Annotated in this window: 23 protein-coding genes; 14 read left to right on the top strand and 9 right to left on the bottom strand. The window is 61.3% G+C overall.

The window, feature by feature from the left end:
• The first annotated feature begins 51 nt into the window (after window positions 1-51).
• Window positions 52-396, top strand: a complete 345-nt coding sequence (locus E8M77_RS06385; RefSeq protein ID WP_137129797.1) for a DUF952 domain-containing protein — start codon at window positions 52-54, stop codon at window positions 394-396.
• The gene (locus E8M77_RS06380) at window positions 396-1478 is read left to right on the top strand and encodes a quinone-dependent dihydroorotate dehydrogenase (protein WP_137129796.1); all 1083 of its coding nucleotides are present in this window, start codon (window positions 396-398) and stop codon (window positions 1476-1478) included. The genes E8M77_RS06385 and E8M77_RS06380 overlap by 1 nt, the downstream gene beginning before the upstream one ends.
• Before the next feature lie 14 nt (window positions 1479-1492).
• Here the strand turns inward: E8M77_RS06380 and E8M77_RS06375 are convergent, their stop codons facing one another.
• Both E8M77_RS06375 and E8M77_RS06370 read right to left on the bottom strand, forming a co-directional pair.
• Window positions 1493-1999: a CAP domain-containing protein gene (locus E8M77_RS06375; RefSeq protein ID WP_137129795.1), complete on the bottom strand. Its 507-nt coding sequence runs from the start codon at window positions 1997-1999 to the stop codon at window positions 1493-1495.
• On the bottom strand, window positions 1999-2265 hold the full coding sequence (locus tag E8M77_RS06370; RefSeq protein ID WP_137129794.1) for a DUF6460 domain-containing protein: 267 nt from the start codon (window positions 2263-2265) through the stop codon (window positions 1999-2001). The genes E8M77_RS06375 and E8M77_RS06370 overlap by 1 nt, the downstream gene beginning before the upstream one ends.
• A 146-nt stretch (window positions 2266-2411) precedes the next feature.
• Between E8M77_RS06370 and E8M77_RS06365 the strand changes: the two genes are divergently transcribed.
• From E8M77_RS06365 to E8M77_RS06350, 4 genes are all read left to right on the top strand, one after another.
• On the top strand, window positions 2412-3347 hold the full coding sequence (locus E8M77_RS06365; protein ID WP_137129793.1) for a methyltransferase: 936 nt from the start codon (window positions 2412-2414) through the stop codon (window positions 3345-3347).
• Window positions 3348-3447: 100 nt separating this feature from the next.
• Entirely contained in the window at window positions 3448-4089 is a 642-nt protein-coding gene (locus tag E8M77_RS06360; protein WP_246659153.1) for a YitT family protein, read from the top strand.
• Window positions 4089-4733 (top strand): YitT family protein, encoded by a 645-nt coding sequence (locus E8M77_RS06355; RefSeq protein WP_137129791.1) that lies wholly within the window; start codon window positions 4089-4091, stop codon window positions 4731-4733. The genes E8M77_RS06360 and E8M77_RS06355 overlap by 1 nt, the downstream gene beginning before the upstream one ends.
• 494 nt (window positions 4734-5227) lie before the next feature.
• The gene (locus E8M77_RS06350; RefSeq protein WP_137129790.1) at window positions 5228-5650 is read left to right on the top strand and encodes a hypothetical protein; all 423 of its coding nucleotides are present in this window, start codon (window positions 5228-5230) and stop codon (window positions 5648-5650) included.
• A 109-nt stretch (window positions 5651-5759) separates the two neighbouring features.
• Here E8M77_RS06350 and E8M77_RS06345 read toward each other — a convergent pair whose 3' ends face one another.
• Window positions 5760-6221: a carboxymuconolactone decarboxylase family protein gene (locus tag E8M77_RS06345; protein WP_137129789.1), complete on the bottom strand. Its 462-nt coding sequence runs from the start codon at window positions 6219-6221 to the stop codon at window positions 5760-5762.
• Between the two features lie 26 nt (window positions 6222-6247).
• Window positions 6248-6754 carry an Rrf2 family transcriptional regulator gene (locus E8M77_RS06340; RefSeq protein ID WP_137129788.1) on the bottom strand — a complete coding sequence of 169 codons (507 nt, stop codon included), beginning with the start codon at window positions 6752-6754 and terminating at the stop codon, window positions 6248-6250.
• Window positions 6755-6849: 95 nt separating this feature from the next.
• Here E8M77_RS06340 and E8M77_RS06335 point away from each other — a divergent pair, with 95 nt between their 5' ends.
• The 4 genes from E8M77_RS06335 to E8M77_RS06320 all read left to right on the top strand — a co-directional run bounded on the left by E8M77_RS06335 (window position 6850) and on the right by E8M77_RS06320 (window position 11179).
• Window positions 6850-9387, top strand: coding sequence for a ligase-associated DNA damage response DEXH box helicase (locus E8M77_RS06335; RefSeq protein ID WP_246659152.1), 2538 nt, complete (start codon window positions 6850-6852; stop codon window positions 9385-9387).
• A gap of 244 nt (window positions 9388-9631) precedes the next feature.
• Entirely contained in the window at window positions 9632-10360 is a 729-nt protein-coding gene (gene pdeM, locus E8M77_RS06330) for a ligase-associated DNA damage response endonuclease PdeM (protein ID WP_137129787.1), read from the top strand.
• A gap of 80 nt (window positions 10361-10440) precedes the next feature.
• A complete protein-coding gene (locus tag E8M77_RS06325) occupies window positions 10441-10683 on the top strand; it encodes a DUF4160 domain-containing protein (RefSeq protein ID WP_137129786.1) in 243 nt (80 codons plus the stop codon).
• 19 nt (window positions 10684-10702) lie between these two features.
• Window positions 10703-11179 (top strand): hypothetical protein, encoded by a 477-nt coding sequence (locus tag E8M77_RS06320; protein ID WP_246659151.1) that lies wholly within the window; start codon window positions 10703-10705, stop codon window positions 11177-11179.
• Window positions 11180-11194: 15 nt separating this feature from the next.
• On the opposite strand, the gene E8M77_RS06315 is transcribed toward E8M77_RS06320, so the two are convergent.
• From E8M77_RS06315 to E8M77_RS06300, 4 genes are all read right to left on the bottom strand, one after another.
• On the bottom strand, window positions 11195-12484 hold the full coding sequence (locus E8M77_RS06315; RefSeq protein ID WP_170975770.1) for a histidine-type phosphatase: 1290 nt from the start codon (window positions 12482-12484) through the stop codon (window positions 11195-11197).
• A 201-nt stretch (window positions 12485-12685) separates the two neighbouring features.
• Window positions 12686-13492: a TIGR02186 family protein gene (locus E8M77_RS06310; protein WP_137129783.1), complete on the bottom strand. Its 807-nt coding sequence runs from the start codon at window positions 13490-13492 to the stop codon at window positions 12686-12688.
• Window positions 13489-14418 (bottom strand): sulfite exporter TauE/SafE family protein, encoded by a 930-nt coding sequence (locus tag E8M77_RS06305; protein WP_137129782.1) that lies wholly within the window; start codon window positions 14416-14418, stop codon window positions 13489-13491. Before E8M77_RS06305 ends, E8M77_RS06310 begins: the two co-directional genes overlap by 4 nt.
• Window positions 14419-14623: 205 nt before the next feature.
• Window positions 14624-18394: an SEL1-like repeat protein gene (locus E8M77_RS06300; RefSeq protein ID WP_137129781.1), complete on the bottom strand. Its 3771-nt coding sequence runs from the start codon at window positions 18392-18394 to the stop codon at window positions 14624-14626.
• Window positions 18395-18789: 395 nt separating this feature from the next.
• Here E8M77_RS06300 and E8M77_RS06295 point away from each other — a divergent pair, with 395 nt between their 5' ends.
• From E8M77_RS06295 to E8M77_RS06285, 3 genes are all read left to right on the top strand, one after another.
• Complete coding sequence (locus E8M77_RS06295; RefSeq protein WP_137129780.1) at window positions 18790-20583, top strand: acyl-CoA dehydrogenase C-terminal domain-containing protein; 1794 nt, start codon at window positions 18790-18792, stop codon at window positions 20581-20583.
• Between the two features lie 203 nt (window positions 20584-20786).
• On the top strand, window positions 20787-21995 hold the full coding sequence (locus E8M77_RS06290; RefSeq protein WP_137129779.1) for an acetyl-CoA C-acetyltransferase: 1209 nt from the start codon (window positions 20787-20789) through the stop codon (window positions 21993-21995).
• 178 nt (window positions 21996-22173) lie between these two features.
• Entirely contained in the window at window positions 22174-24390 is a 2217-nt protein-coding gene (locus E8M77_RS06285; protein ID WP_137129778.1) for a 3-hydroxyacyl-CoA dehydrogenase NAD-binding domain-containing protein, read from the top strand.
• 228 nt (window positions 24391-24618) lie between these two features.
• Here the strand turns inward: E8M77_RS06285 and E8M77_RS06280 are convergent, their stop codons facing one another.
• Window positions 24619-25392, bottom strand: a complete 774-nt coding sequence (locus tag E8M77_RS06280) for a transporter substrate-binding domain-containing protein (RefSeq protein ID WP_137129777.1) — start codon at window positions 25390-25392, stop codon at window positions 24619-24621.
• Between the two features lie 665 nt (window positions 25393-26057).
• On the opposite strand from E8M77_RS06280, the gene E8M77_RS06275 reads away from it, so the two are divergent.
• A complete protein-coding gene (locus E8M77_RS06275; protein ID WP_137129776.1) occupies window positions 26058-26441 on the top strand; it encodes a hypothetical protein in 384 nt (127 codons plus the stop codon).

Raw genomic sequence — 26441 nt, 5'->3', positions numbered from 1 at the left:
AGCACGGTTTGCGGCAAAGCCTGCCGGTCTCCACTGCGACAGGAGCCGGTCATGGCCAGCATCATATATAAGATCGTCACGCAGGATTTGTGGCACAAGGCCTGCAAGGCTGGCATTTTCGATGGTGCCCCGGTGGATCATGCCGATGGCTTCATCCATTTCTCGACATCCGCCCAGCTTCGTGAGACCGCAGCCCGTCATTTCGCCGGCCAGGCGGGTCTGCTGCTCCTCGCAGTCGATGCGCAGGCGCTGGGCGATAAGCTCATGCTTGAGCCCTCGCGCGGCGGTGATCTCTTTCCCCATCTGTATGCACCGCTGCCGCTGTCGGCCGTCGTGTCTGAAACGCCGCTGCCGCTTGGGCCAGATGGCGACCATGTCTTTCCGGAGCTTGCCTGATGTCCCTCTTTGATCTCGCCCGCACGGCGCTGTTCACGCTCGATGCGGAAGCCGCCCATGGCCTGTCGATTGCCGCGCTGCGGTCCGGCCTCGTGCCCGCCTGCCGGGTGCCGCCGGATCCGCGCCTGAAACTCACGCTTGCCGGCCTTGTCTTCCCCAATCCGGTCGGCCTTGCCGCCGGCTATGACAAGAATGCCCAGGTGCCCGAGGCGATCCTCAATCTCGGCTTCGGCTTTACCGAGGTTGGCACGCTGACGCCAAAGCCGCAGGCCGGCAATCCGCGCCCGCGCATCTTCCGCCTGGTGGAGGATGAGGCGGTCATCAATCGCCTCGGTTTCAACAATGAGGGGCATGAGGCCGCCTTCACGCGGCTGACGGCGCTGAAGACCAAAGGCATTGTCGGCGTCAATATCGGTGCCAACAAGGATAGCGAGGATCGCATCGGCGATTATGTCGCGGGCATTCACCGCTTTGCCGCTCTGGCACGCTATTTCACCGTCAATATTTCCTCGCCCAACACGCCGGGCCTGCGCGATCTGCAGGCGCGCGAAAGCCTTGCCGCGCTTCTGTCGGCCGTGCTTCTGGCGCGCGATGAAGAGGCGGTGCGCATTGGCCGCACGGTGCCGGTCTTCCTGAAGATCGCGCCGGATCTGACCGAAGAGGGCATGGATGATATCGCCGCCGAAGTTCTGTCGCATCCGCTCGATGGCCTGATCATCTCCAACACGACGCTCGCCCGCTCCGGGTTGAAAAACGAGGCAAAGGCCAATGAGGCGGGCGGACTGTCGGGCAAGCCGCTGTTTCACCGGTCAACGGCGGTCCTTGCCCGCATGCGCCGGCGCATCGGTCCGGCTCTGCCGATCATCGGCGTGGGCGGCGTGTCGAGTGCGCAGACGGCTTTGGAAAAGATCCGCGCCGGTGCCGATCTCGTGCAGCTCTACTCTGCCATGGTCTATGGCGGGCCGGGGCTTGCCGTGGACATCCTGCGGGGTCTCTCGGCGGAAATGGACCGTCTCGGCACGACATCGATCCGCGATCTGCGCGATACCGGTACCGATCGCTGGGCGGCACGACCGCTCTGATCGGTCCTAAGCTTTCAAGCTTGAGCCGAGAGCACCATCGCCCAATAGGGACGGCTGGTGGAGGGAGAGCGCGCCATGGCAACGCCCACGGCGCGGTAATCGCCCAGCATATTGATGAGATGCTTGGGCGAATCGATCCAGGCCTGCACGGCCTCAGTCACGCTCGCCTGGCCGCTCGCAATATTTTCAGCTGCCGGCAGGGCCACGCTGTTGCGCTTCATCCGGTCGCCGAAATCATCGCCAAAGCCAATGAGGTGCTTCATCTCATTGGCCTTTGCCATGCGCACGGCCTGTTCTGCCGCCGCCCGCCCGGTCGGGCCGCTGGCGCCAAGCGCTGAAAGCCCGTGGCGTGCCCGCAGCGCATTGACGAGCGGCAGAGCCGCGCGCGTATCGTCTGTCGCGCCATCGACGGAGGGTGTGGAAGGACCGCGAAGCGTCGTGCAGCCGGCAAGCGTCAATAGGGAGCCGCCGGAGATGAGAAGAAAACCGCGGCGGGTAGGGTAAGAAGGCAGGTGTGTCATTATCGCCTGTAGCTGAAAATGCGCAAAAGGATGAAGGCCGGGATGACGATCGTGGCGCCGAGGACGAGGTAATCGCCCACCGCGCCGAGCGCGCTGAAGCCGCGATGCCACAGGTCGATGAAGAAGTCGCGCAAGCCGTGGAACACGTCCCAGGGGCGTATATCGAACACGGCCATGATGAAGCCGACAATCAGCGATACGACGATCAGCTTGACGATCGTGCGGCCCGGACTGTCGCCAAGCGCTCTGTTGATCTGGTCGGACATTGCGGTTTTCCTTCTTCGTTGCGGCAAAACAGATAGGTCCGTCGCGACACGCCCGCAAGCTTCGTCGTCATGGCTTGCTGCGATAGAACTTGTATTTTTTTATGGCTTGGCGCAGAAGCGCCCATCCTCTTGACGCATCGAAGCCCATGACCCCCACCCAATTCTCGTCCGGCGATGCAATCGCCGATCGCCGTGCCGATTATGCGCGCATGCTGGCTGAGGCCGGCGATTTTGCCGCCGCTGCCGAATTGATGGAACAGGCGCTGGAGCTTGTGCCCGGCTGGGCCGCCGGCTGGTTTCGCCTCGGCGATTACCGCGAAAAGGCGGGCCTTGCGACAGGCGCCGTCGCGGCTTACGGCCAGGTTGAGACGCTGGATGGCACCGGCATTTTCGGCGCCGGCCTCAAGCTTGCGTCACTCGGGGCCGCCCCCATGCCGCAGAGCCCGCCTTCAGCCTATGTCGAAGGCCTGTTTGACGATTATGCTGATCGTTTCGAAGTCTCGCTTGTCGAAAAACTGAACTACAGCGTGCCGCAAAAGCTGTTTGCGTTGGTCAAACCCCATGCACCGTTTGAACTGACTGTCGATCTCGGCTGCGGCACCGGCTTGTTCGGCGCCGAAGTGGCAGGCGTCACGGCCCGGCTTGAGGGGTTTGATCTGTCTGCCAATATGCTGGCCAAGGCCGGCGAAAAGCGGATCTATCATCATCTGGCGCAGGCCGATCTGTCGGCATCGCCGCAAAGCTGCGGCCTGTTTGCCGAAACCCTCGCCATGCAGCGCGCCGATCTTGTCTCTGCCGCCGATGTCCTGATGTATCTCGGCAGGCTCGATGCGCCCTTTCTTCTGGCCCGCGCGCTGTTGAAAGCCGGCGGCCTGTTTGCCTTTTCCGTGGAAGATGGCGGGGAAATCCCAGAGGGTTTTGGCCTGCAATCCTCGCTGCGCTACGCCCATAGCCAGACCTATGTGCGCGACCGGCTGGCCGATACAGGCTTTGAGGTCGTCGATATGATGAAGACCGATATTCGCATGGATGCCGGAAAACAGCTGTTCGGCATTCTGTTTCTTGCCCGGCTGGTAACCTGAGCGGATGCTTTCTTGCCATTTCAAGTCAGCCTGCGGCGGCATCTTGAAGCAGCCCCTGTTGCGGTGCACAATTGCGGAAAAGAAGCAGGGGAAAATCCGCTTGTCGCAGCACCAGAAAAAGGCTCTCGGCTTTTACAGCGCCGATCCGTCCAAGCACACGTTCTGGGAGGATAGCCAGGGCCTCATCACCGGAGCGCTTGTCTCCGGTCTCGGCTTTTATCTCCTTAACCGTGTCGGCCTGTTGACGGGTGGCACGGCGGGCGTCGCCTTCCTCATCCACTATGCCTTCAACATTTCCTTTGGCCTTCTGTTTTTCCTCGTCAACCTGCCTTTCTACTATCTGTCCTTCAAGCGGCTGGGCCTTGCCTTTTCGGCAAAAACCTTCATCGCCATCGGCCTTGTCTCCGTCGTCACGGAAATCGAAGGGCGCTTTCTCGTCATCGATTACCTGCATCCCTTCTGGGGCGCGCTGATGGGCGGGCTGCTCCTGGGTTATGGTCTTTTGGCGCTCTATCGGCATAGGGCAAGCCTCGGCGGCGTCGGCATCCTCGCCATCTATATCCAGGAACGCTTCGGCATCCAGGCGGGCCTTATCCAGCTTGCCTTTGATACGGGCGTCATGGCCGCCGCCTTCCTGGTGCTCGATCCGCAGATCGTCATCTGGTCGATTGTCGGCGCCGTCATTCTCAACCTGTTCCTGGCGATCAACCATCGCTCGGACCGCTATATCGTGGTGCGCTGATGGCCGATGCACGTTCCTCCAAAAGTCCGGTCGGTTTCTGGGCCTCCAGTTCCGAGCGCCATTCGCTGCTGGAAGATGTCCAGGGCGTCGTTGCCGGCTCCATGCTGGCAGCGCTCGGCGTCACGCTTCTGTCGTCGGCGCATCTGTTGATCGGCGGCACGGCGGGCCTTGGCTTTCTCCTGCGCTATTCTACGGGCCTCAGCTTTGGCCTGGTCTTTTTCCTCGTCAACCTGCCTTTCTACTGGATCGCCTATAAGCGGCTGGGCCTTGCCTTCACGCTGAAAACCTTCTCAACCGTGGCGCTCACCTCGCTGCTCACCGAAATCCTGCCCGGCCTCATCCCGATTGGCGCCATTGATCCGCTGGTGGCGGCGCTGTTTGGCGGTCTTCTGCTCGGCACTGGCATGCTGGCTCTGTTTCGCCACCGCTCAAGCCTGGGCGGTTTCGGCATCCTGGCGCTCTACCTGCAGGACAAGTTCGGCTGGCGCGCCGGCTTCGTGCAACTGGGGCTGGATTTCGTCGTGCTTGGCGTCTCCTTCTTCGTCGCCACGCCTTTCGTCATCCTCTGCTCGATCATTGCCGCTGTGATGCTCAACCTGACGCTGGCCATCAATCACCGCACGGACAGGTATATCGTAAGGTAGTGTTGTCTAATTTAAATATCTGTTTCACGTTCACCCATTGACAGATGGTTGCGTGAACAGAATGAATAATGTCCTGAGGCGTAATTCGTGAGTCGGAACTGACGGGTAAAGAAACAATACTCGCGGCGATTTTGGGGAAGATAGTTTCCAAATCAGTGTTACACTTCGGTGTCTGGTTACCTTGGTTAAGATGAATTCAAGGTCCGGATCTCTTATGCCAACGGTTTGATCAAGGACTTCACTGTAGAAATCGATGTCGTGAAATGAAATTGTGGATTGAGGCCGCAGCCATTCTTAGGGAGGTGATGCTGACCTCATGCTCGACGTCAACCACCGTGCAGACCGGTAGAGTGTGCGGTAAGACGTAATAATTGTGCGAACGAGATTTATAATTGAATTATCAGAGTGTAATGCTTTTAAGTCGGTTTCTATGTCGGCAGCAGGTGCCGGTTTGTTCTGCAAGTATCGCCGTAGGCTAAAGGATTTCAGGGGGAATGATGATCAAGTGGGGATGTTTGCTAGGAGTTGTAGTTTTCGCCGGTCTTTTGAGCGGCTGCACGACAACGGGTCCGGATGGAATAAGCGTCACGCATATCAACAAGAAAGCGGTATCTGGAGAGCGCACAATGCTCGGCCACGCAGTTCTCGCCAATCGGGATTGCACATCTGGTAACGTACCGAATACGCGCATTACCGAGTCGCCAAAGCACGGAAAGACCGAAATTGTAAATGAAAAAGTGTTTCGAGGCGATTTTAAGGGGGATTTCGCCAAGTGCAATAGCACCAAATTCCCGGCCAGTGTAGCATACTACACGTCCACTCCGGGCTATATTGGCAAGGATGAGCTCAGATCAAGAATTTCCTTTCGAAATGGAAAGATCAGAGATTTCATCGTAGAGATCGATGTCGTGAAGTAAAGCTCTGGAAGTCCGGGCGCCGGCCTACGCACGGATCTCTCTGCCGTTTGCCGGTGTGATGTTGGGGGCGTCTTAACGCCTCCAACTGATCAATGTAGCAAATTGCTGATCACGCGGCCTTTGCCGGCTGATCGACCGGGTGCTGCGAGCGGAAGCCGACGGCGAGCCGGTTCCAGATGTTGATCGCACCGATCGCCACCGTGATGTTGACCAGTTCCTGCTCGCTGAAATGCTGGTGCAACGGCGCGTATGCGCTGTCGGGAATGCCGGTTTCGGCAATCTTCGTCACGGCATCGACCCAGGTCAGAAGTGCGCGCTCCTTGTCGTCATAGACAGGCGATTCCCACCACACGCTCATCAGGTTGATCCATTGCTCGGAAAGCCCGTCATGGCGGGCCTCCTTCACATGCATGTCGACGCAGAAGGCGCAGCCATTGATGATGGAAGCGCGCAGCTTGATCAGATGGATGAAGCGGCGCTCCAGACCGCAAGACTGCACGAAGTTTTCAAGCGTCAGAACGGCCTTGTAGGCCTCGGGCGCGGCCTTGAAGAAGTTGAGGCGGGGCTGCATCAGGTGATCTCCTGTCGGTGAGGCCGTCAGTCCTTGCGACCGGCGGCGCGCTGGTTGAGGTTCAGGAAGGCGCAGCCGCGTGCTGCAATGCCTCCGTCGTCTTCCGCGGCCAGACCCTCAAGGATATCGGCCATGGATGTCTTGGCGAGTTCCGCGCGATAGGCGCGTTCCGCCTTCAGCATGGCGGCATTGATGCCGCAGGGCTTGGTAAAGTAGCGACCGGGCAGCGGATTTGGCCCCCGCTGGCGGATCTCGGCGCAGCGAAAGGCGGGCTGCGGGCCTTCGACGGCAAGCACGATATCGAGAAGGCTGATCTCGGCAGGCGGTTTTGCCAGTCGATAGCCGCCCTTCGGCCCCGGAACCGTTTCCAGAAGCCCCGCTCCGGACAGTGCCTGCAGATGCTTCAGGAGGTAACTGGTCGATACGCCGTGGAATTCGGCAAGCGCTGCCGCCGACAGAACGCTGTCACCGTCAAGTCCGCTCAACAGCCCCACGCAATGGATGGCCTGTTCGACGCCGTCACCCAGCTTCATCGGTCCGTCTCCTTATCATGGATAAAAGTTATCCATGATTCTGTGCGACGTCAAGCGCTCTTCTTTTTGCGGAATTTTGTCTTACTTTGGGAAGCGTGGATAACAGCCTGAACGACCCCCAGCCAACTGCCCTGCCGGACCTTCTGCCGCGACCCTTCCAGAAATGGTTTGCGCAAAAGGGCTGGTCGCCGCGCGCCCATCAGATGGAACTGCTCGCCCGCGCAATTGTGGGCGAAAACATGCTGCTGATTGCCCCAACCGGCGGCGGCAAGACGCTGGCCGGCTTTCTGCCATCGCTGACTGATCTCACGCGGCGCGGCAAGCTTGCGCCCGGTTCTGCCTTTACCGGCGTCCACACGCTCTACATCTCGCCCTTGAAGGCGCTTGCGGTGGATATCGAGCGCAACCTGATGAAGCCGGTCGAGGAAATGGGGCTTGCCGTCACGGTGGAAAACCGCACCGGCGATACGCCGCAATCCAAGCGCCAGCGCCAGAAGCTCAGCCCGCCGGATATTCTCCTCACCACGCCGGAACAGCTGGCGCTGCTCTTGGCCAACAGCCAGTCCGAGCGCTTCTTCAAGGATCTGAAATTCGTGGTGCTGGACGAGCTGCATTCGCTCGTCACCTCCAAGCGCGGCCATCTTCTGGCGCTGGGTCTGGCGCGCCTGCGCCGTCTGGCGCCTGGCCTCACCACGATCGGCCTGTCGGCCACGGTGGCCGATCCGATGGACCTGCAGCGCTGGCTGGTGGCGCAGAACAATGCCGATGGTGAAGTCGTCTCCAGGCCCGCCGGCCTCGTGCATGTCACCGGCGGTGCGCCGCCGGATATCCATATTCTCAACAGCGATAAGCGCATTCCCTGGTCCGGCCATGTCGCGACCTATGCCATTCCCGAGGTCTATGAGGAAATCCGCCGCCACAAGACAACGCTGATCTTCGTCAATACGCGCTTCCAGGCCGAGCTTATCTTCCAGGAACTCTGGACGATCAACGAGGACAGTCTGCCGATTGCCCTGCATCACGGTTCTCTGGATGCCGGCCAGCGCCGTAAGGTGGAAGCCGCCATGTCCGCCAACCGCTTGCGGGCGGTCGTTGCCACCTCGACACTGGATATGGGGCTGGATTGGGGCGATGTGGATCTCGTCGTGCATGTCGGTGCTCCCAAAGGCGCATCCCGGCTTGCCCAGCGCATCGGCCGCTCCAACCACCGCATGGATGAACCATCCAAGGCCATTCTCGTGCCGGCCAACCGGTTTGAGGTGATGGAGTGCCAGGCAGCGCTCGATGCCAATTATCTTGGCGCGCAGGATACACCGCCGGTGGGTGAGGGGGCGCTGGATGTGCTGGCCCAGCATGTGCTGGGCATGGCCTGTGCTGAGCCTTTTGATCCACTGGCGCTTTACACGGAAATCACCAGCGCCTCGCCCTATGCCTCTCTCTCCTGGGACATGTTCGAGCGGATTGTGGATTTCGTCGCGACCGGCGGCTATGCGCTGCGCGCCTATGAACGTTATGCCAAGATCCGCAAGATGGCGGATGGCCGCTTTCGTGTCTCCAATCCGCAGATCGCCCAGCAATACCGCATGAACCTCGGCACCATCGTGGCGGCCGCCGAGCTCAATGTCCGCCTCGTCAAGCGCGGCGCCAAGGGTGGTCCGGGTCGTGGCGGTCTGTCGCTCGGCAAGGTCGAGGAATATTTCATCGAGCAACTGGTGGCCGGCGATACATTCCTGTTTTCCGGCAAGGTCCTGCGTTTCGAGGGCATCCGCGAAAATGAATGTCTCGTCTCCAATGCCGCCTCGCTCGATCCGAAGATCCCGGCCTATGCCGGCGGCAAATTCCCGCTTTCCACCTATCTCGCAGACCAGGTGCGCGGCATGCTGGCCGATCCCGCCCGCTGGCATGTACTGCCCGCTCAGGTGCGCGAATGGCTGTCGCTCCAGGGCGAAAAATCCATGCTGCCGGCGCGCGATGAGCTGCTTATTGAAACCTTTCCACGCGGCCAGCGCTTCTTCCTCGTGGCCTATTGCTTTGAAGGCCGGCTGGCGCACCAGACGCTCGGCATGCTGCTGACGCGCCGGCTGGAGCGTGCCGGTGCGCGCCCTCTCGGCTTTGTCGCCACCGATTATTCGCTCGCCATCTGGGGCCTGAACGACATGGGCGCGATGATCGCGACCGGTGTTTTAAGCCTTGCCGACCTGTTTGACGAGGACATGCTGGGCGATGATCTGGAAGCCTGGCTGGATGAAAGCTTCATGCTGAAGCGCAGCTTTCGAAACTGCGCGGTGATTTCCGGCCTCATCGAGCGGCGCCATCCGGGCAAGGAAAAGACCGGCCGACAGGTCACGGTCTCCACCGATCTCATCTATGATGTGCTGCGCAGCCACGAGCCGGATCATGTGCTTCTGGAGGCAACAAGGCGCGATGCGGCATCGGGGCTTTTGGATTTGGCACGGCTTGGCGCTATGCTGGCGCGAATCAAGGGCCATGTCGTGCATCGACCGCTGGATCGCGTTTCGCCGCTTGCCGTGCCGATCATGCTGGAAATCGGTCGCGAAACGGTGGCCGGCGAAGCGCAGGATGCGGTTCTGGCCGAAGCCGCCGAGGATATGATCCTCGAGGCGATGGGATGATGTCTGGCTGCGGGTAGGGTGGATCGATCGGCGAAGTCCGCCCCTCACCCCAACCCTCTCCCCGTCAAGAACGGGGCGAGGGGGATCGAGACTTTCTGCCTCCGCGATGGATCCTGCGGCGCAGGCGGCTCGGCAAGCGGTCTCCGCATCCACGTTCCCTCGCCCCGCTTGCGGGGAGAGGGTTAGGGTGAGGGGCAATCGATACAAAGGAAACGGCAGGCACGCCTTGCCACAGAAGACGACGATGATGAATCCGCGACTGGCCTATGCCCCATCCGAGATGATCAGCCCGTTTACCGGCGCCGAGATCGCCATCAATGGCGTGGCAGCCCTGTGCGATCCGCTGGGCGGGCTCTATCTGCCGGATCACGGTATTCTTGTCGTCTCCGATCTGCATCTGGAAAAGGGTGCAGCCTTTGCCAGGCGCGGCATGATGCTGCCGCCCTATGATACGCTGGCAACGCTCAACATCTTAACCGCCGTCATTGCCCGCTATGATCCAAAGACGGTGATCTCGCTCGGCGATAATTTTCATGACCGACGCGGCTCGCAACTTATGCCGGATAGCTTCCGCACCATGATCGGTGAACTGGCGCGCGGTCGTGACTGGATCTGGATCAACGGCAATCATGATCCCGATGGAACAACCGGCCTGCCCGGCCAGAGCGCCGACGAGCTTGTGCATGGCGGCCTCGTCTTTCGCCATGAGCCGAGCCTGGTCGCCGGCAAGGGCGAGGTGGCCGGCCATCTGCACCCGTCCGCCACCGTTGGCCGGCGCGGCAAATATGTCCGGCGCCCTTGCTTTGCCACCGATGGCACACGGCTGGTCATGCCCGCCTTCGGGGTTCTGACCGGCGGTCTGGACTTGAAGCATAAGGCCATGCACGGCCTGTTTGACCGTGCCGCCCTGATCGCCCATCTGCTCGGCCGCGACCGCATCTATTCCGTGCGCTTCGATAGCCTGATCGGGTAGGGTCAACCGAAGCCGGGTCTATCCGTCTGCATGGCATTTACATGATGCATAATTTGCACTATATTTAAGGAGTAAAAGGCATGGGCAGGCTGGTGCAGATCGGCAACCTGATCATCCGGGTCTATGCCAATGACCATCTGCCGCCGCATTTTCATGTCATCACGCCGGATGCCGATGCTTTGGTGGACATTGCAACCCTGTCGGTGCTGCGGGGAAGCCTGTCGCGCAAGGCGGAAGAAACGGCCATGAATTGGGCAAGGGCGAACCAAAGGTTGATTGCCGATGAGTGGAACAGAACCAACCCGCGTTTTCCCATTGCGTGAAACAGGTCAGAGCATGGATATGCCACGTATCAGACAGGTGACGGCCTTGGCCTATCCGCTTGTTTCGATCGAATGGGCGGATGGCACGGCATCCACCGTCAATCTTATCGGCTGGATCGCCACCGGCGGCGGGCTTCTTGCGGCTCTTGCCTCACCTGCCGTCTGGTCCAGCGCATATGCGGAGGATTTTGGCGCCACCCTTGCCTGGGACGGCGATGATCTCGCCATAGACGCCTTTCATCTGCGCCAGATTGCCGAGGATCAGCGTGATTTTGGTCTGAGCGATCTGAAGGCCTGGCAGGAGACGACCGGACTTTCCAACAACGAGGCCGCCGATTTCCTCGGCGTCAGTCTGCGCAGCTGGAACAATTATCGCAGCGGCGCGCCCATCAGCACTGCCGTCAAGATGCTCTTGCGCGCCAGCCAGCGCGATCCGCTTCTGATGCATGCCCATTACCGGCCGCGTCGCCCCGGCCGGCCAAAGCATGTCGCCTGATACCAATCTGCGCGATCACCGATAGCTCTGTTCGCCCACCGCGCTCATGTCGAGCGAAGCACGGGCAATCGTCAGGAAGCGGTCGAGCGGGCAGGCGCCCTCCACCGTCTCGGTCTCGCAGCCGGGGATAGAAACCGATGCTTGCACCGGTGGCGAAGCGGCATCGATCACCGAGGCATTGCGGATCTGGTCAAGTGTCGGCGCGGTAAAGCCAAGCCGCACATAGGCTCGGCCGCTCGCATCATGCAGCCGCTCGAAGCTCAGAGCGCCCGTCGGCGGCGTTTCGTCATCCACATAGGGCGGCAGATGCCAATGCAGGCCCAGCATGGCTGCCACTTCGGCCTGCTGCGTGTCGCTGGCCATGAACAGCAGGAACCTGGCATTGGGCGGCCCGTCGGACACCGTCGCATCGCTCGGGTCTTTGGCCACAGCCAGCAGGATCTGGTTGAGGAAATTGGAGGCATCGCGCCGTGCAACATAGGGCACGCGGTTGCTGATATCGTATTTCATCTGGCGCAGTGCCGACAGGCGGATGATATCCTGCGCCCCGTCCAGCTTGCCGAAGGCAACCTCGTTCATCGGAAAATCATTGGCATATTGCAGCAGGAACACCTGCGCCACGGCGGCAGCCTCGGTCAGCGGGCCCTTGACGGAAACGCTGGCCGGCTTGCCGTTCTTCGGTTCCTTGACCTCCATCGTCCAGGGCCGCTCGACCATCGAGCAGGCGCTTGTCTCGCAGCCCAGTACCGCATCAAGCTCTTTCAGCAGAGGCTGGGCCTTCGCCTTCATGGTGTCGAAACTGCCGCCCGCCGCATCCAGGATCGCGGCCTTTGCCGTCTCCACGTCGATGGCTCCGAGTGCTGCATCCGAGGCGGCATAGAGCACATCCACGTCAGCGGTCTTGTTGAAGCCGACGGAAAGCCCGCAGCCGGGGAACATGGCAGACAGCACGGTATTGCCGGTATCGATGGTACGCTTGACCGAGCCGTTCGCCCAGCCGAACACATCGCCCGGTGCCGGGCAGCCGCTTTGCGGCACAAGCCCCTTGTCGCGCAGCATGGAAACCTCCCAGGCGCCCAGCTTTCCGGCGGCCTGTGCGCCATGCGCGGTCAGCATGCCGTCTGCTGTGTCCCATACGGGCCATGCTTGCGTGGAATAATGCAACAGGTCCTCACTGTTGGTTTGCGGGCGCACCCCGTGGCGCATCACGGCCACATATTTGTCGGGGGTCAGCGTGGCAGCGCCTGCCGCGCTGAAAGTGGCCGCAGCCATGAGGCTTGCGAAGAGGATGGGTTTCAAAACCATGGGCGTTCCAGAAGGGAAAGGGCGGCAAGCCGCGTTCGAAGGGGCATGGCACCTACGACCGGGAGCACTCTGTCCCGAGGGTTGGCGTAATGATATTACAACACCTGTGTGCGACAGGTTTGTGGTCAAAATTGGCCATCCATCCAAGTCTCTTCCCGCCATTCCCGGTGCAGACAGCCCCGTCCCTGGCCTACCCTTGTGCTATTCCTTGCGGAAGATCACGCTGGCTCCCCAGCCGGTCAGCACCGCAATCAGCACGCAGAACAGGCCATAGGCGATCGGCTTTTCGTGCGCGGCATCGGTGATCGCCTGTTCCAGGCCGGTCTTGACCACCCGCAGCGGTAGGTCCTTCTGCATGATCATCTCGCCGCTCTTGAACAGATAGGCATGCACCATATGAATGCCGTCCGGCACATTGGCCGGCAGGCGCACCGTGGCGCGAAACAGGCTGGGGCTGACAAAGCGCACGCCCGTCGTGTCGCGCTGGTATAGCCCATTGGTCAGCTTCAGCCGGCGATAGGCCTCGCGAAAATCGGCGAGCAGCGAGGCATTGCCGACAAAGCCGGTCGGCGACAGCGTCAGGTGGTCAATGCCGACAGGAATGGAATTGAGAGCCGATGCGCGCTGAATATCGTCGAGATGGCGGGTGCTGGCAATCGAATAGGATTCCGGCACCTGCTCGAATGTCATGGAGCGCGTGTTCATCCAGATGCCGAAGACACGTTCCTTGCGCCGCACGGTGGCAAAATCGCGCGGGCCTTCCAGCGTCACCACGACATCATATTGGCCGATGGCCAGAAACAGTTCGTCGGCATTGGTCAGCGCCCCGAAGATCGTCAGATCTGCGCCGCGAAAATCCGAGGTGATGGCGATTTCGCTGGTGGACGTGCCGATTTCCAGCCCCTCGCGGATCGTCGGCGTTTCGCCTGTCAGAAGCTGGGCAGGTGCGGGCGCGGCAAAGGCCAGCGCTGCGAAAAGAGTGAGTGCGGCAGACAGGAAACGCGTCATGGGCTGCCAAAGCCTCCGACGGAAATCGAATAGATGTCGGCGGGTGTGAGCACGAGATCCACGGCAAGTCTGAGGCCCACGGCCAGAACCAGAAGGCCGAGCAGCGCTCGCAGCTGTTCGCCGCGCAGCTTCTGGCCGACGCGCACGCCATATTGCGCGCCGATCACGCCGGCCACCATCAGGATGGTGGCAAGCACGATATCGACGGAATAATTGGTCGCTGCCTGCACCATGGTCGTATAGGCGGTGACGAAAATGATCTGGAACAGCGAGGTGCCCACCACGACATTGGTCGGAATGCGCAGCAGATAGATCATCGCCGGCACCATGATGAAGCCGCCGCCAACCCCCATCACCGAGGTGAGGATGCCGATGCCAAAGCCGAGCGCCACCACCGGAATGGCCGAGAGATAGATCTTGGATTTCTTGAAGCGCATCTTCAGGGGCAGGCGATGCACCCAATTGTGCTGGCCGGGCCGCTTCAGTGGCAGTTTTTCGTTGCGTGCGGCGCGGCGCATGGCACGCAGGCTTTCCGCCAGCATCAGGCTGCCGATCGTGCCGAGAAAGACCACATAGAGCAGCGAGATGATCAGGTCGAGCTGTCCAAGCCTTCTCAGCCAGGAGAAGATCCACACACCAAGCGTGGCCCCTGCAAGGCCGCCCATCAGCAGCACGGAGCCCAGCTTCATATCCAGCGTGCCGCGCCGGAAATGGGTGATGGCGCCGGAAATGGACGAGGCCACCACCTGGTTGGCGCCGGTTGCGACCGCCACCACGGGCGGGATGTTGTAGAAGATCAAAAGCGGCGTGATGAGGAAGCCGCCGCCCACCCCGAACATGCCCGAGAGAAAGCCCACGGCTGCGCCCATGCCCAGGATCACGAAGATGTTCACCGACAGTTCTGCAATCGGCAGATAGACAGTCACGGGCGCCTCACGATCAGCAAAAGCTTCGCCGTCCCGGGCGGTAGCGCGATGGGGGAAACCGCCCGTTGCGGCGTTCTGAATTTTCAGCGGCGCAGGCGGAAAACCGCGCAATGCCGATACCCGTCATGCGACGGCTGCGGGCATGGAGTCAATTCATAAGCGCTTTACAGTGCCTTATTTCTAAACGGCATGATGAAGAGCGCGCTCAGGCGCCCTTCGTCTCGTTCTTTTCCAGCAGCTTGCGCACCAGCGGTTCGGAAATCGTGCCGTCCTCGGCCAGACCATTGGCCCGCTGGAAGGACTTGATGGCCGTCACCGTCTTCTTGCCCATCATGCCATCCGCCTGGCCGGCATCATAGCCATTGCGGTTGAGGATCGCCTGGATGTTGCGAATGGCCTTTTCCATGTCCACCGAAGCTGTCGTAACGCCCTTGCCAACCCACTCGTCCGGCACGCTCACGCTGTTGCTGCGCTCGTTGACAGCTTGCGGCTTCCACATATCGACGGCGATCCGGGCCGCCTCCAGGCGTTCGGGCTTCAGCGCATTGGCCACTTCGTCGCGCTTCTGGCCGGCATCCTTGTCGCCGCCCTTGGCCGCGATGGCGAACCACTTATAGGATTCTTCCAGGTTCTGCGGCGTGCCATTGCCGCGCGCATGCAGAATGGCCAGGTTGAACTGGCTGTCTACTATGCCCAGATTGGCCGCCTTGGTGAACCAGTCCACAGCCGCCTTGTAATTGGCGGCGCCGGCGGCGCCGGAGGCGTAAAGCACAGCCAGGTTGTGCATGGAGCTGGCATTGCCGGCGGCAGCCGCCTGCTCGTAGAGCGCCATGGCTTTCTTGATGTCCCGCCCGATGCCGGTGCCTTTCTCGTAAAGGCTGCCCAGGCGATATTGCGCCGGTGCAAAGCCCTGCTCGGCGGCCATGGCATACCAGCGGGCGGCTTCCGGCAGGTCGGTTGCAACGCCGTTGCGGCCTTCGGTAAAGCGGGCGCCGATCTCAAACAGCGCCTGCGGATCGCCATTGGCGGCGGCATCGGCCAGCGATTTCGGCCCGATGGTCTCAGGCACTGTGATCCGTGGTGTGGCCGCGGCGGCAGCCGGAGCCACGGTGGCATCCGTCTGGGGTGCGCCAAGCGGCGCTGCCGTCACGGTCGCATCCGCCGGCTGTCCGGGTTGTTGCAGGGTTTGCACATCCTGTGCCGGTGCCATCAGGTTTGCGTGCGCCTGCTGGGCAGAGGATGCCTGCACTTGCGCTGCATCGTTTCTGGCCGGCGGCGTCATGGCTGCGGGCTGGCTCTGGCTCGTCTGCTCGCTTGTGATCGCCACCGTCGGTGTCGGTGCCTTCTCGCTGCGTGTCAGCGTGCTCACCAGCGGCATGGCCATCAGGGCCAGAAGAATGGCACCAACGGCCATTAGGATCGGACGGCGATGGCGGGCGAGCAAGCCCTTCAGGCCACCGGCATCGACCTTGGCCTTGATACGCTGCTGCTTCGGCTTGGCGGCCACCTGCATCGGGTCGGTTTCCTGGGCCGCAGCGGTTGCGGCGCGGCGGGCGGCGGCTATGTAGTCGATCCGCTCGCCATCCATGGCAGGCGTGGAGCCGCTGGCGGCCTGTGTGGCCCGCACGCGCTCCAGAATCTTGCGCAGGTCCGGCGTGCCGGAACCCGGTTCCAGAAGATCATTCTCGTGGCCATCGGCAAGATCGCCGGGATCGAGCGACGGCGCCGGATCGATCACTGCGCGCTTTTGCTTCTTCTGCTCTGCCTTTGTCGATGCTGCGGGCTTGGTCGCCTTGGCCTTCGTGCCTGTCTTGCCCGGCATCAGTCGTTTCGTCAGTCCGGCCAGAAGGCCGGTCCTGGATGCAACGGGTTCTGCCGCTTCATCGGGTTGCGAAACGTCTGAAAGGTCGATGCCGCTGGCGGCGTCATTCATCAGGTCATCGGTCGTGCGGGCCAGCACGCTGCGTTCGGCAGCGCGCTTCTCCTCGGTGGGGCCAGCAATGGGGGCCGCGGCAAAAGGCGGGCGGATCTCATCAGAGGCCACAGCCCGGTCGCGCTTGGCCGGCTCCAGAAACGCCTGGTCCAGATGCGCCGGTTCGCGCGCGATGTCCTGCTTGCGCAAAGCCGCCTGGTTGCGCTCGATCACCGCATGGTTCATCAGCGAGCTTGGCGGTGCCGCAAGCCTGTCTTCCATCGTGTCCAGCCGGCTGGCAATCTGTACCAGCGTGCGGTGCAGGGCCTCGAAGGTCTGGTGCGTGCGCTCTTCAGAGCTGCGCGCCAGCTGCTCCAGATGGCGCAGGTCTTCGGCAAGCCCGATGATGGCAGCCGTATCGCCGGGCGAGGCGGCACTTGCCGTGCCGTTGCGCGCATAGGCTTCGATCACGGTTTCGGCGGCCTGCCGGGCGGCTTCCAGAATATATTCGTCGCTGGTGGCCATATAGCCTTCCAGCGCCGACATGCGCTCATCGAAATGGGTAACCAGTGCTGCCCCTTCATGCTGCGGCTCGCTGAGCAGGCTCGACAGATGGGCAATCTGTTTTTCAAGGTTGATGATAGCCTGGTTGTCGCCAACCGGCCCGCTTGTCGCCTCGTCCAGGCGCGCGGCAATCGCATCCAGACGCACTTCCAGTCGTTCAAGTCCGGCCTCGTCCTGCAGGTCGGAATGCCGGCCCATATCGTCGATCCGGCGCGTCAGGTCGTCCAGCCGGTCTGCCAGTCCGTCGCTTGTCTGTTCCAGCGCCAGCGCATCGATCTTGCGCGACAGGTCGGAAATATAGCCGGTGAGATCACCCTGCGGGCCGTGCTTCATCGTCTCGGCCAGTTCGTCCAGCCGGTCTTCCAGGCGCTGGGCATCCTGCACATGGGCCAGGCTGTCCATCCGGTCGGCCAGAAGCGCCAGGCGCTCTTCCATGCGGCGCAGCATGGCCTGTTCCTCGGCATCGGCGCGCGGGCTGCGGGAAATGGCAACGGCCCGGCTGATCTCGTCCAGGCGCTCGTCCAGCTGCGAGAACTGGTCGTTGAAGGTCTGTGTCTCGTTCGGGCGGGCGATGAGTTCCTCCATCGCCGTTGCCATCATCAGCACCTTGTCTTCCAGGGCGCGAATGGCGGGGCTGTCGGCCATGGTGCCCAGTTCCGCCTTGATGCCATCGATGCGATAGGCCAGCGCGATCAGTTCCTTCTGGATGGAACCGGTATCGATATCCTCGATGCGGTCTTCCAGTGCGGTCCAGCGGCTTTCCATGCGCTGTACGGATTGTTCCGTGGCCAGGCCATCGATCAGCCGGCGCAGGTCTTCCAGTTCGCCGCGCAGTTCAAGCGCGCCCGATGGCGTCCTCTGGCTCAGAACATCGACGCCATGCGCAAGCCGGCCCAGATCCTCGCGCAGGTCGTCGCCGAAATAGGTATCGGCCGAAGAGTGGCGCAGGGCCTGCACGTCGCCGCGCAAGGTGGACATTTCGCGGGCAATGCTGTCGGAAATATCCTGTTTCAGCTCCCGGCGCAGGCTGTGCAGCGCCTGGGCCATGTCCTGAATGTCGGTATTGGCCTTAATGTCCGTATTGGCAAGCGGCCGGCTATTGGCGCGCGGCGGTGCCTCGGCTGTGGGCTGCGGGCGGGCAGCCGGCGCAGGTGCGGGGAGATCCGGCTGGCGTGCCGCGGCGTGCCCGGCTTTCGGGCCCCGTTCACGGCGGCCTTCACGGTCGCGGCTGGCATCCAGAATGCGCTGGCGCTGGCGGATCTCGTTCAGCATATCGATGTCGATACGGGGCGAGCGCGGGTTTTCTGGAGGCGCCCGATACGGCTCGCTGGCACTGGCACTGGCGCTGGCCGCGACCGATGGGCCGGTCGCGCCTGTGCCACGGCCGGATGTCTTCAGCAGACCGGCGATGCGGGCTTCCAGCCCTTCGATCGTGCGGTTGAGCGCATCAAGCGAAGAGTTTTCTCCACGAGGATGAGAAGTTAGGCGTGATCCGTTCATATCTTGCTCGCTTCGCACACGTCCTGGGAGTTCTGGCCCTGAAGTCAACCACTGATCAGTTCCGTGCGGAGGGTGCATGCATCGTCACAACCTAGGTCTCGAAACGTGCTCGGAACTGGTCTGACGTTAGGTCTGCTTCCTCACGGTCAGTGAAGCCGACGCACGACGCACGACGGCTGGTGTCATCATTTCGCGAAACGTAGTTAATACCGTGTTAACATCGTCCATTCTTTTCGCCCGATCAGCGGTCACCCCTGCAACTGATGCGAAAATTCTACACGCAAAGATTCCATTGCCTGCGGTTTTTTGTCGGATTGACGTTTACGCGCACGTCAATATTTTATACGGTCATGAATACCGGTCGATCCGGTCGCTGATTTGGAGGAGTTCGCGAAATGCCCGTCTACAAGGCCCCCGTTGCCGATACGCTGTTTATCTTGAAGGACGTGCTCGGCATCGAGCGCTACAACAACCTTCCCGGCTTTGCCGATGCAACGCCGGACATGATTGAGGCGATTGCCTCGGAAGCAGCGCGACTTTCGGAAGAAGTGCTTTTCCCGTTGAACTATTCCGGTGACCAGGAAGGCTGTAGGCGCGCCGATGATGGCTCGGTCACCACGCCCAAAGGCTTCAAACAGGCCTATGATGCCTATCGCGAAGGCGGCTGGATCGGGCTTGCCGTGCCGGAAGAATTCGGCGGCCAGGGCCTGCCCTATACGCTGCATGCCGCGCTTGGCGAATATACATCTGCCGCCAATATGTCGCTGATGATGTATCCGGGCCTCACCCAGGGCGCCATCGCGGCCATTCTCGTACATGGCAGCGATGCGCAGAAGCAAACCTATCTGCCGAAGATGATCGAGGGCTCCTGGTCCGGCACCATGAACCTCACCGAGCCGCATTGCGGCACGGATCTCGGCCTGCTTCGCACCAAGGCACTGCCGCAGGCAGATGGGTCCTACAAGCTTTCCGGCCAGAAGATCTTCATCTCGGCTGGCGAACACGACATGACGGACAATATCATCCATCTGGTTCTGGCGCGCATCGAAGGTGCGCCCGCCGGCACCAAGGGCATTTCGCTGTTCATCGTGCCGAAATTCATCGTCAATGATGATGGCTCGGTCGGTACGCGCAATGGCGTTTCCTGCGGTGCGCTTGAGCACAAGATGGGCATTCACGGCAATGCCACCTGCGTGATGAATTATGACGATGCGACCGGCTATCTGATCGGCGCGGAGAACAAGGGCTTGAACGCCATGTTCGTCATGATGAACGAGGCACGCCTCGGCGTCGGCCTTCAGGGTCTCGCCATTTCCGAAGTCGCCTATCAGAACGCCGTGTCCTACGCCAAGGACCGTCTGCAGGGTCGCTCGCTCTCTGGCCCCAAGGCGCCGGAAAAGGCTGCCGATCCGATCATCGTGCATCCCGATATCCGCCGCACGCTGATGACCATCAAATCCTTCAACGAGGCCGGCCGCGCCTTCATGCTGTGGACGGCGCTGAAATCCGATATCGCCCACCGTTCCTCGGATGCAGCCGAGCGTCAGGCTGCCGATGATCTGCTCGGGCTTGCCACGCCGATCCTCAAGGGTGTGCTGACCGACAAGGGTTTTGACCATGCGGTCATGGCCCAGCAGGTCTATGGTGGCCATGGCTATGTCGAAGAATGGGGCATGAGCCAGTATGTCCGCGATGCGCGCATCGCCATGATCTATGAGGGTGCCAATGGTATCCAGGCACTCGATCTGGTCGGTCGCAAGCTGGCGCTGAACGGCGGGCGTGCCGTCATGGCCGCCTTCAAGGAAATCGGCGATTTCTGCGACGAGAACCGCGAAAACGAAGCCATGGCGCCCTATACCAAGGCGCTGAAAAAGGGCCTCAACGATCTGCAGGCCTCCACCATGTGGTTCATGCAGAATGCCATGGCCAAACCCGATAATGCCGGTGCCGGCTCCACCGATTACATGCACCTCTTCGGCCTCGTGATGCTCGGCTATATGTGGGCGAAAATGGCGAAATCCGCGCAGGACCTCCTGGCTGCCGGCGACGAGCGGGGGGATTTCCTCAAGACGAAGCTTGTCACGGCGCGCTTCTACATGGACAAGATCATGCCGGAAACGGCACTTCGCAAGGTCCGCATCGAGGCCGGCTGCGATACGCTGATGGAACTGGCCGCCGAGGCGTTTTGAGAACCACTTGCGCCGACGGGCTCCCTCCCCCTTGTGGGGAGGGTGGGGGAGGGGATCTTCACGGTTCTCAACCCCTCCCCGTCGCTTCGCTCCGACCCTCCCCACAAGGGGGAGGGTTGACCCGAGGATGACGCCCCGTAAGCGCGATAGGCTGGCGAGGCACAAGAATTTCAGGCGCCCCGCGCGCCCAAGGGAGAGAGACAATGACTGAAGTCTATATCTACGACCACGTGCGCACGCCGCGCGGACGGGGCAAGAAGGATGGATCGCTGCACGAAGTGCCCTCCGTCCGTCTCGCTGCGAAAACGCTGGAAGCCATCCGCGACCGCAACGGGCTGGACACGGCAACCGTCGATGACATCATCATGGGCTGCGTCGATCCGGTCATGGATGCCGGCGCCGTCATTCCCAAGGCTGCCGCCTTCGAGGCCGGCTATTCGGTGAAGGCGCCCGGCATGCAGATCTCGCGCTTTTGCGCGTCGGGTCTCGATGCGGTGAATTTCGCCGCCGGCAAGGTCATGGCCGGTTCCGATGATATCGTCATTGCCGGTGGCGTTGAAAGCATGTCGCGCGTCGGCATGGGCATGTCGGGCGGCTCCTGGTACATGGACCCTTCCGTCAATTTCCCCGGCTATTTCATGCCGCAGGGCGTGTCGGCTGATCTGATTGCCACGAAATACGGCTTCACCCGCGATGATGTGGATGCCTATGCGGTGGAAAGCCAGAAGCGCGCCGCCCATGCCTGGGCAAACGGCTATTTCTCCAAATCCGTCATTCCGGTGAAGGACCAGAACGGCCTCACCATTCTGGACCGCGACGAACATATGCGGCCCGAAACGAACATGCAGTCGCTGGCAGCGCTCAATCCCTCCTTCCAGATGCCGGGCGAAATGGGCGGTTTCGAAGCCGTCGGCCTGCAGGCGCATCCGGAAGTCGAGCGCATCACTTACGTCCACCATGCCGGCAATTCGTCTGGCATCGTCGATGGCGCCGCCGCCGTCCTCGTCGGCTCGAAAGCCGGTGGTCAATCCATGGGCTTGAAACCCCGCGCCCGTATCCGCTCCTTCACCAATATCGGCTCCGATCCGGCCCTCATGCTCACCGGCCCGGTGGATGTCACGGAAAAGCTTCTGAAGCGCACCGGCATGTCGATTTCTGACATTGACCTCTTCGAGCTGAACGAAGCCTTTGCCGCCGTCGTGCTGCGCTATCTCCAAGCGTTCGACATCTCCCACGACAAGATGAACGTCAATGGCGGGGCGATTGCCATGGGCCATCCGCTCGGTGCCACCGGCGCCATGATCCTCGGCACGGTGCTGGATGAGCTGGAGCGGCGCGATCTGAATACCGCGCTTGTCACGCTCTGCATTGGCGCCGGCATGGGCACGGCCACGGTCATCGAACGCGTTTGATGGGGGTCCTAACCCTCCCCCTTGTGGGGAGGGTGGCCGGCAGGCGGGAGGGGTTTTTACGGCAAATTCCCCTCCCCAACCCCTCCCCACAAGGGGGAGGGGCTTAACCCCGCCAGATCGCACCGAATTCGGAGCGGCGGCGACATCGGCACAATTTCAAGGGAAGAGGTACCCCATCATGAGCACCTACAAGAATTTCACCGTTGAAACCGACGCAGACGGCATTGCGCTTGTCACCTGGGACATGCCGGACAAGTCGATGAACGTCTTCACCGTCGAGGTGATGCAGGAAATCGATGCCATCGTCGATGCGACCGTCAAGGATGAGGCCGTCAAGGGCGTCGTCTTCACCTCCGGCAAACCTGCCTTTTCCGGCGGCGCCGATCTCACCATGATCCGCGGCATGTTCGATCTGTTGCAGCAGGAACAGGCGAAAAATCCCGAAACCGCCATGCAGACGCTGTTTACCGAAGCCGGCCGCATGACCTGGCTGTGGCGCAAGATCGAGACCAATGGCAAGCCCTGGGTTGCCGCCATCAATGGCGTGTGCATGGGCGGCGCGCTGGAACTGTCGCTTGCCTGCCATGGCCGCGTCGCCTCCAATTCGAAATCCGTCAAGCTGGCGCTGCCGGAAGTCAAGGTCGGCATTTTCCCCGGTGCCGGCGGCACGCAGCGTGTCTCGCGCCTTGCCAATACGCAGGATGCCCTGCAAATGATGACGACGGGCCAGACGCTCACCCCGCAGCGCGCCAAGGCGATGAACCTCGTGCATCAGGTGGTCGAGCCGGATCAACTGGTGCCTGCCGCCAAACAGATGATCAAGGATGGCTTGAAGCCCGTCGCACCTTGGGATGAAAAGGGCTTCAAGGTTCCCGGTGGCGGCATCTGGACGCCAGCTGCTGCCCAGCTTTGGCCGGCCGCTCCCGCCATCCTGCGCCGTGAAACCGCTGGCAATTATCCGGGCGCGCTTGCCATCCTCAAATGCGTCTATGAAGGCCTGCAGCTGCCGTTTGATACGGCCTTGAAGGTTGAGCAGCGCTATTTCACGCAAATCCTGCGCACCACCGAAGCCTTCTCGATGATCCGCTCGCTGTTCATTTCCATGCAGGAACTGGGCAAGGGCGCGCGTCGCCCGGCAGGCGTGGAAAAGAAGAAACTCACGAAAATCGGCGTCGTCGGCGCAGGCTTCATGGGCGCCTCCATCGCCTATGTCACGGCAGCCGCCGGCATTGCCGTCTCGCTGATCGATCGTGACGAGGAAGCCGCCGCCAAGGGCAAGGCCCATTCGGAAAAGCTGGTGGCAGACCAGATCGGTAAGGGACGAATGACCAAGGAAGACGGCGAAAAGCTGCTCTCCCTTATCACGCCCACCGCGGATTATTCCACGCTCTCGGATGTGGCGCTCGTCGTCGAAGCCGTCTTCGAAGACCGTCAGGTGAAGAAGGATGTCATCGAAAAGGTCGAGGCCGTCCTGCCGGAAGCCGCCATTTTCGCCTCCAATACCTCGACCCTGCCGATCACCGGCCTGGCGAAAAACTCCAAGCGCCCCAAGCAGTTCATCGGCGTGCATTTCTTCTCGCCGGTCGAAAAGATGATGCTCACCGAAGTCATCCTCGGCGAGGAAACCGGTGACGAGGCGCTGGCCGTCGCATTGGATTACGTCGCCCAGATCAAGAAGACGCCGATCGTTGTCAACGATACGCGCGGTTTTTATGTCAACCGCTGCGTCTTCCGTTACATCAACGAAGCCTATGACATGCTGATCGAAGGCGTGCCGGCCACCATGATCGAAAATGCCGCCAAGATGGCCGGCATGCCGGTCGGGCCGCTGTCGCTCAACGACGAAGTCGCCGTCGATCTCTCCCAGAAGATCATGAAGGCCTCGATTGCCGATCTGGGCGAAGCCTCGGTGAAGCCGGAGCATATGGCGCTGGTCGACAAGCTCGTGAACGATCTCGATCGTCGCGGCCGCAAGAATACGCGCGGTTTCTACGATTATCCGGCAAAGCCCGCCAAGAAGTTCCTGTGGCCGGGCCTCAAGGATCTCTACCCGCAGAAGCCGGCTTCCGAGGTGGATGTGACCGTGCTGAAGCAGCGCCTTCTCGTCACCATCGCGCTGGAAGCGGCCCGCACCATGGAAGAGGGCATCGTGACGGATCCACGCGAGGCCGATGTCGGCTCCATCCTCGGCTTCGGCTTCGCGCCCTATACCGGCGGCACGCTGTCCTATATCGATGGCATGGGCGTGAAGACGTTCGTGGCGCTCTGCGAAACGCTGGCTAGCCAATACGGCACTCACTTCAAGCCAACGCCGCTGCTCCTCGACATGGCCGCCAAGGGCGACACCTTCTACACGCGCTTTGATCCCTATGGCGCGGTGGAAAAAGCTGCGTAATCAAGGTCTCGCCCCGTCCTTGCGACCCCACCACAAGGGGGGAGATACGACGCAGCAGTCACACCATTCCTGCATCAAGGCGTGCGGCCGGGTTAAGCCCTCCCCCTTGTGGGGAGGGTTTGGGAGGGGACTTTCTTTCTATGCAAACCCTTTCCCTGGAAATGCAGGGAAAGGGTTTTTCGATGGCGGCTGGCGCTTGGCGCTCACACCAGCCAGCCGGCTGTATTATTATTTCATCGCTGCGTTCAGCTTCGTCTTCCAGCCGCCGCTTTCCAGCTGCTTGCGCATGAAATCATCAACGGCCGCCTTCAAAGCGGGGTCCTTGCGCAGCAGATAGGCATTGTCGAAATGCGTGAAGGGCTGCGCCACGGCTGCCGGGCACAGAACGCCCTCATGCAGCTTGGATTGCAGATCCACTTCCACGCCATCCGTCACCATCACATCGGCGCGGTTGGCGGCAATCTCGTCGAAGATCACCTTGTTGTCGGGAAACACCTGGATCGGCGCCTTGGTGAAGCGCTCATGGGCAAACTTGTCATTCGTTCCGCCCGGATTGACGATCACCCGTACGGATGGCTGGTCGATCGCCTCGATGCTTGTATACGTGTCCTTGTCGGCGCAGCGCACGATGGGGCGCTTGCCGTCGCTGACATTGGGAAGCGAGAAGTCGCCCACCTCGGCGCGGGCCGGGTTGACGGTCACACCGCCCAGAAGCACGTCGAACTTGTTGGCCTTGAAGTCCTCCAGCATCGTCTTCCAGGTCGTGGCGACGAATTCCGGCTTCACGCCGAGCGAGGTTGCCAGGTCTTCGCCCATGGCAATGTCGGCGCCGGTCAGCGCGCCATCGGCACCCTTGTAGCTGAAGGGCTTGTAGTCACCGGTGGTGCCCATCCGCAACACGCCGGCCTGCTTGATGGCCGCCAGCACGCCCTCATCGGCGCGGGCTGGCTGTGTTGCGATGAACGCCGCTACTGATAGCGCTAACATATGTGAGAATTTCATGAACTATGCTCCAAGGTTGCCGGGGGCCTTGCAGCCTTGTCCGAATGCCTCAGTGCTAGCAAGAAGGGTGCCATATGTCTGGCATAGGCGCTTCATCTCTCGCATATACGCAAATTATATCCATGCTTATGCGTTGGGTTTGGGTCGCATAGATCCTCAACCTGAACGGCGTCATCCTCACTGCCATTTCGTGCACGCATCCCCTCGTGCCACTCGCAAATTCAACCACTTAGCTCCTTCCTCATCCCCACATCCCAAACCTGTGCTCATAATCCACCTGCCTCCGCTGCCGGAGTGTTTCGCGAGACGGTCGCGGGCAGGCGGGGCCGGTGCCTCATGGTGTTGTCGTAACGTGCGGCGGCCTCATGAGGAGGTGAAAGCCATGGCGGCGCAAATGCCTGGCCTATCAAGTCCTCCCCGGACAGCCATGTCCGGTTCGGTTGAGCCGTGCAAGCATCGGGAAACCGCTGTGCAGTGGGATGAGGCATTCATCTGTAGGGGCAGGGATGCCCTGACAGGACACCGAAGGCCACGCAAGGGCGGAGCCATTCTCATTTTTCACCAACGGGCATTCGCCCTTGCGTGGCTTCTCCTTGCAACCGCGATGGCCGTTCTGCGGCCCTTGGCGGCGTTTCGGCATGTCAAACAGGAAAGGGAGATGTCACATGGCCATGAGCAAGGAAGAGCGTGCACGCGAGGACTGGATCTACGAAAACGAACCCCATATCAATGGGCTGACCGAGGGTCAGTTCGATCGCCTGCCGCCCGACGAACGGGACAGGCACTGCCAGATCCTGATGCAGGTTCCCGCCACCGTGCTCGGCTATTGGAAAACCTGCGACCTGTCCGTCTGCCGCCGCGCCAAACAATGCCGCGGCTTCCTCTCCAAGGCGCAGATCGAAAGGGGCGGCTATAATCGAGCCTATCCGCCCTGCACCGGCCCTGGCGGGCGGCGGCAGGGGGAAATGTTGAAGGCGCTCGACGAGTGCGAGCATCTCTTCGATGCGCAGATGCACCCGCTCCTCGGCAAGCGCAAATCCGGTGCCTGA

The organism is Rhizobium sp. FY34 (assembly GCF_005222845.1).
Classification (GTDB): Bacteria; Pseudomonadota; Alphaproteobacteria; order Rhizobiales; family Rhizobiaceae; genus Neorhizobium.
Note: the sequence above shows the minus strand (reverse complement) of the source record. Positions and strands in the feature narration are given on the sequence as shown.

Bases quoted from the DNA above. Each gene is read 5' to 3' on its own strand.
- E8M77_RS06295 (WP_137129780.1), top strand. From the start codon at position 18,790: ATGCCCGTCTACAAGGCCCCCGTTGCCGATACGCTGTTTATCTTGAAG.
- E8M77_RS06345 (WP_137129789.1), bottom strand. From the start codon at position 6,221: ATGCAGCCCCGCCTCAACTTCTTCAAGGCCGCGCCCGAGGCCTACAAG.
- E8M77_RS06280 (WP_137129777.1), bottom strand. From the start codon at position 25,392: ATGAAATTCTCACATATGTTAGCGCTATCAGTAGCGGCGTTCATCGCA.
- E8M77_RS06275 (WP_137129776.1), top strand. From the start codon at position 26,058: ATGGCCATGAGCAAGGAAGAGCGTGCACGCGAGGACTGGATCTACGAA.
- E8M77_RS06385 (WP_137129797.1), top strand. From the start codon at position 52: ATGGCCAGCATCATATATAAGATCGTCACGCAGGATTTGTGGCACAAG.
- E8M77_RS06355 (WP_137129791.1), top strand. From the start codon at position 4,089: ATGGCCGATGCACGTTCCTCCAAAAGTCCGGTCGGTTTCTGGGCCTCC.
- E8M77_RS06320 (WP_246659151.1), top strand. From the start codon at position 10,703: ATGCCACGTATCAGACAGGTGACGGCCTTGGCCTATCCGCTTGTTTCG.
- pdeM (WP_137129787.1), top strand. From the start codon at position 9,632: ATGATGAATCCGCGACTGGCCTATGCCCCATCCGAGATGATCAGCCCG.
- E8M77_RS06325 (WP_137129786.1), top strand. From the start codon at position 10,441: ATGGGCAGGCTGGTGCAGATCGGCAACCTGATCATCCGGGTCTATGCC.
- E8M77_RS06350 (WP_137129790.1), top strand. From the start codon at position 5,228: ATGATGATCAAGTGGGGATGTTTGCTAGGAGTTGTAGTTTTCGCCGGT.
- E8M77_RS06375 (WP_137129795.1), bottom strand. From the start codon at position 1,999: ATGACACACCTGCCTTCTTACCCTACCCGCCGCGGTTTTCTTCTCATC.
- E8M77_RS06340 (WP_137129788.1), bottom strand. From the start codon at position 6,754: ATGAAGCTGGGTGACGGCGTCGAACAGGCCATCCATTGCGTGGGGCTG.
- E8M77_RS06365 (WP_137129793.1), top strand. From the start codon at position 2,412: ATGACCCCCACCCAATTCTCGTCCGGCGATGCAATCGCCGATCGCCGT.
- E8M77_RS06290 (WP_137129779.1), top strand. From the start codon at position 20,787: ATGACTGAAGTCTATATCTACGACCACGTGCGCACGCCGCGCGGACGG.
- E8M77_RS06370 (WP_137129794.1), bottom strand. From the start codon at position 2,265: ATGTCCGACCAGATCAACAGAGCGCTTGGCGACAGTCCGGGCCGCACG.
- E8M77_RS06380 (WP_137129796.1), top strand. From the start codon at position 396: ATGTCCCTCTTTGATCTCGCCCGCACGGCGCTGTTCACGCTCGATGCG.
- E8M77_RS06310 (WP_137129783.1), bottom strand. From the start codon at position 13,492: ATGACGCGTTTCCTGTCTGCCGCACTCACTCTTTTCGCAGCGCTGGCC.
- E8M77_RS06300 (WP_137129781.1), bottom strand. From the start codon at position 18,394: ATGAACGGATCACGCCTAACTTCTCATCCTCGTGGAGAAAACTCTTCG.
- E8M77_RS06315 (WP_170975770.1), bottom strand. From the start codon at position 12,484: ATGGTTTTGAAACCCATCCTCTTCGCAAGCCTCATGGCTGCGGCCACT.
- E8M77_RS06285 (WP_137129778.1), top strand. From the start codon at position 22,174: ATGAGCACCTACAAGAATTTCACCGTTGAAACCGACGCAGACGGCATT.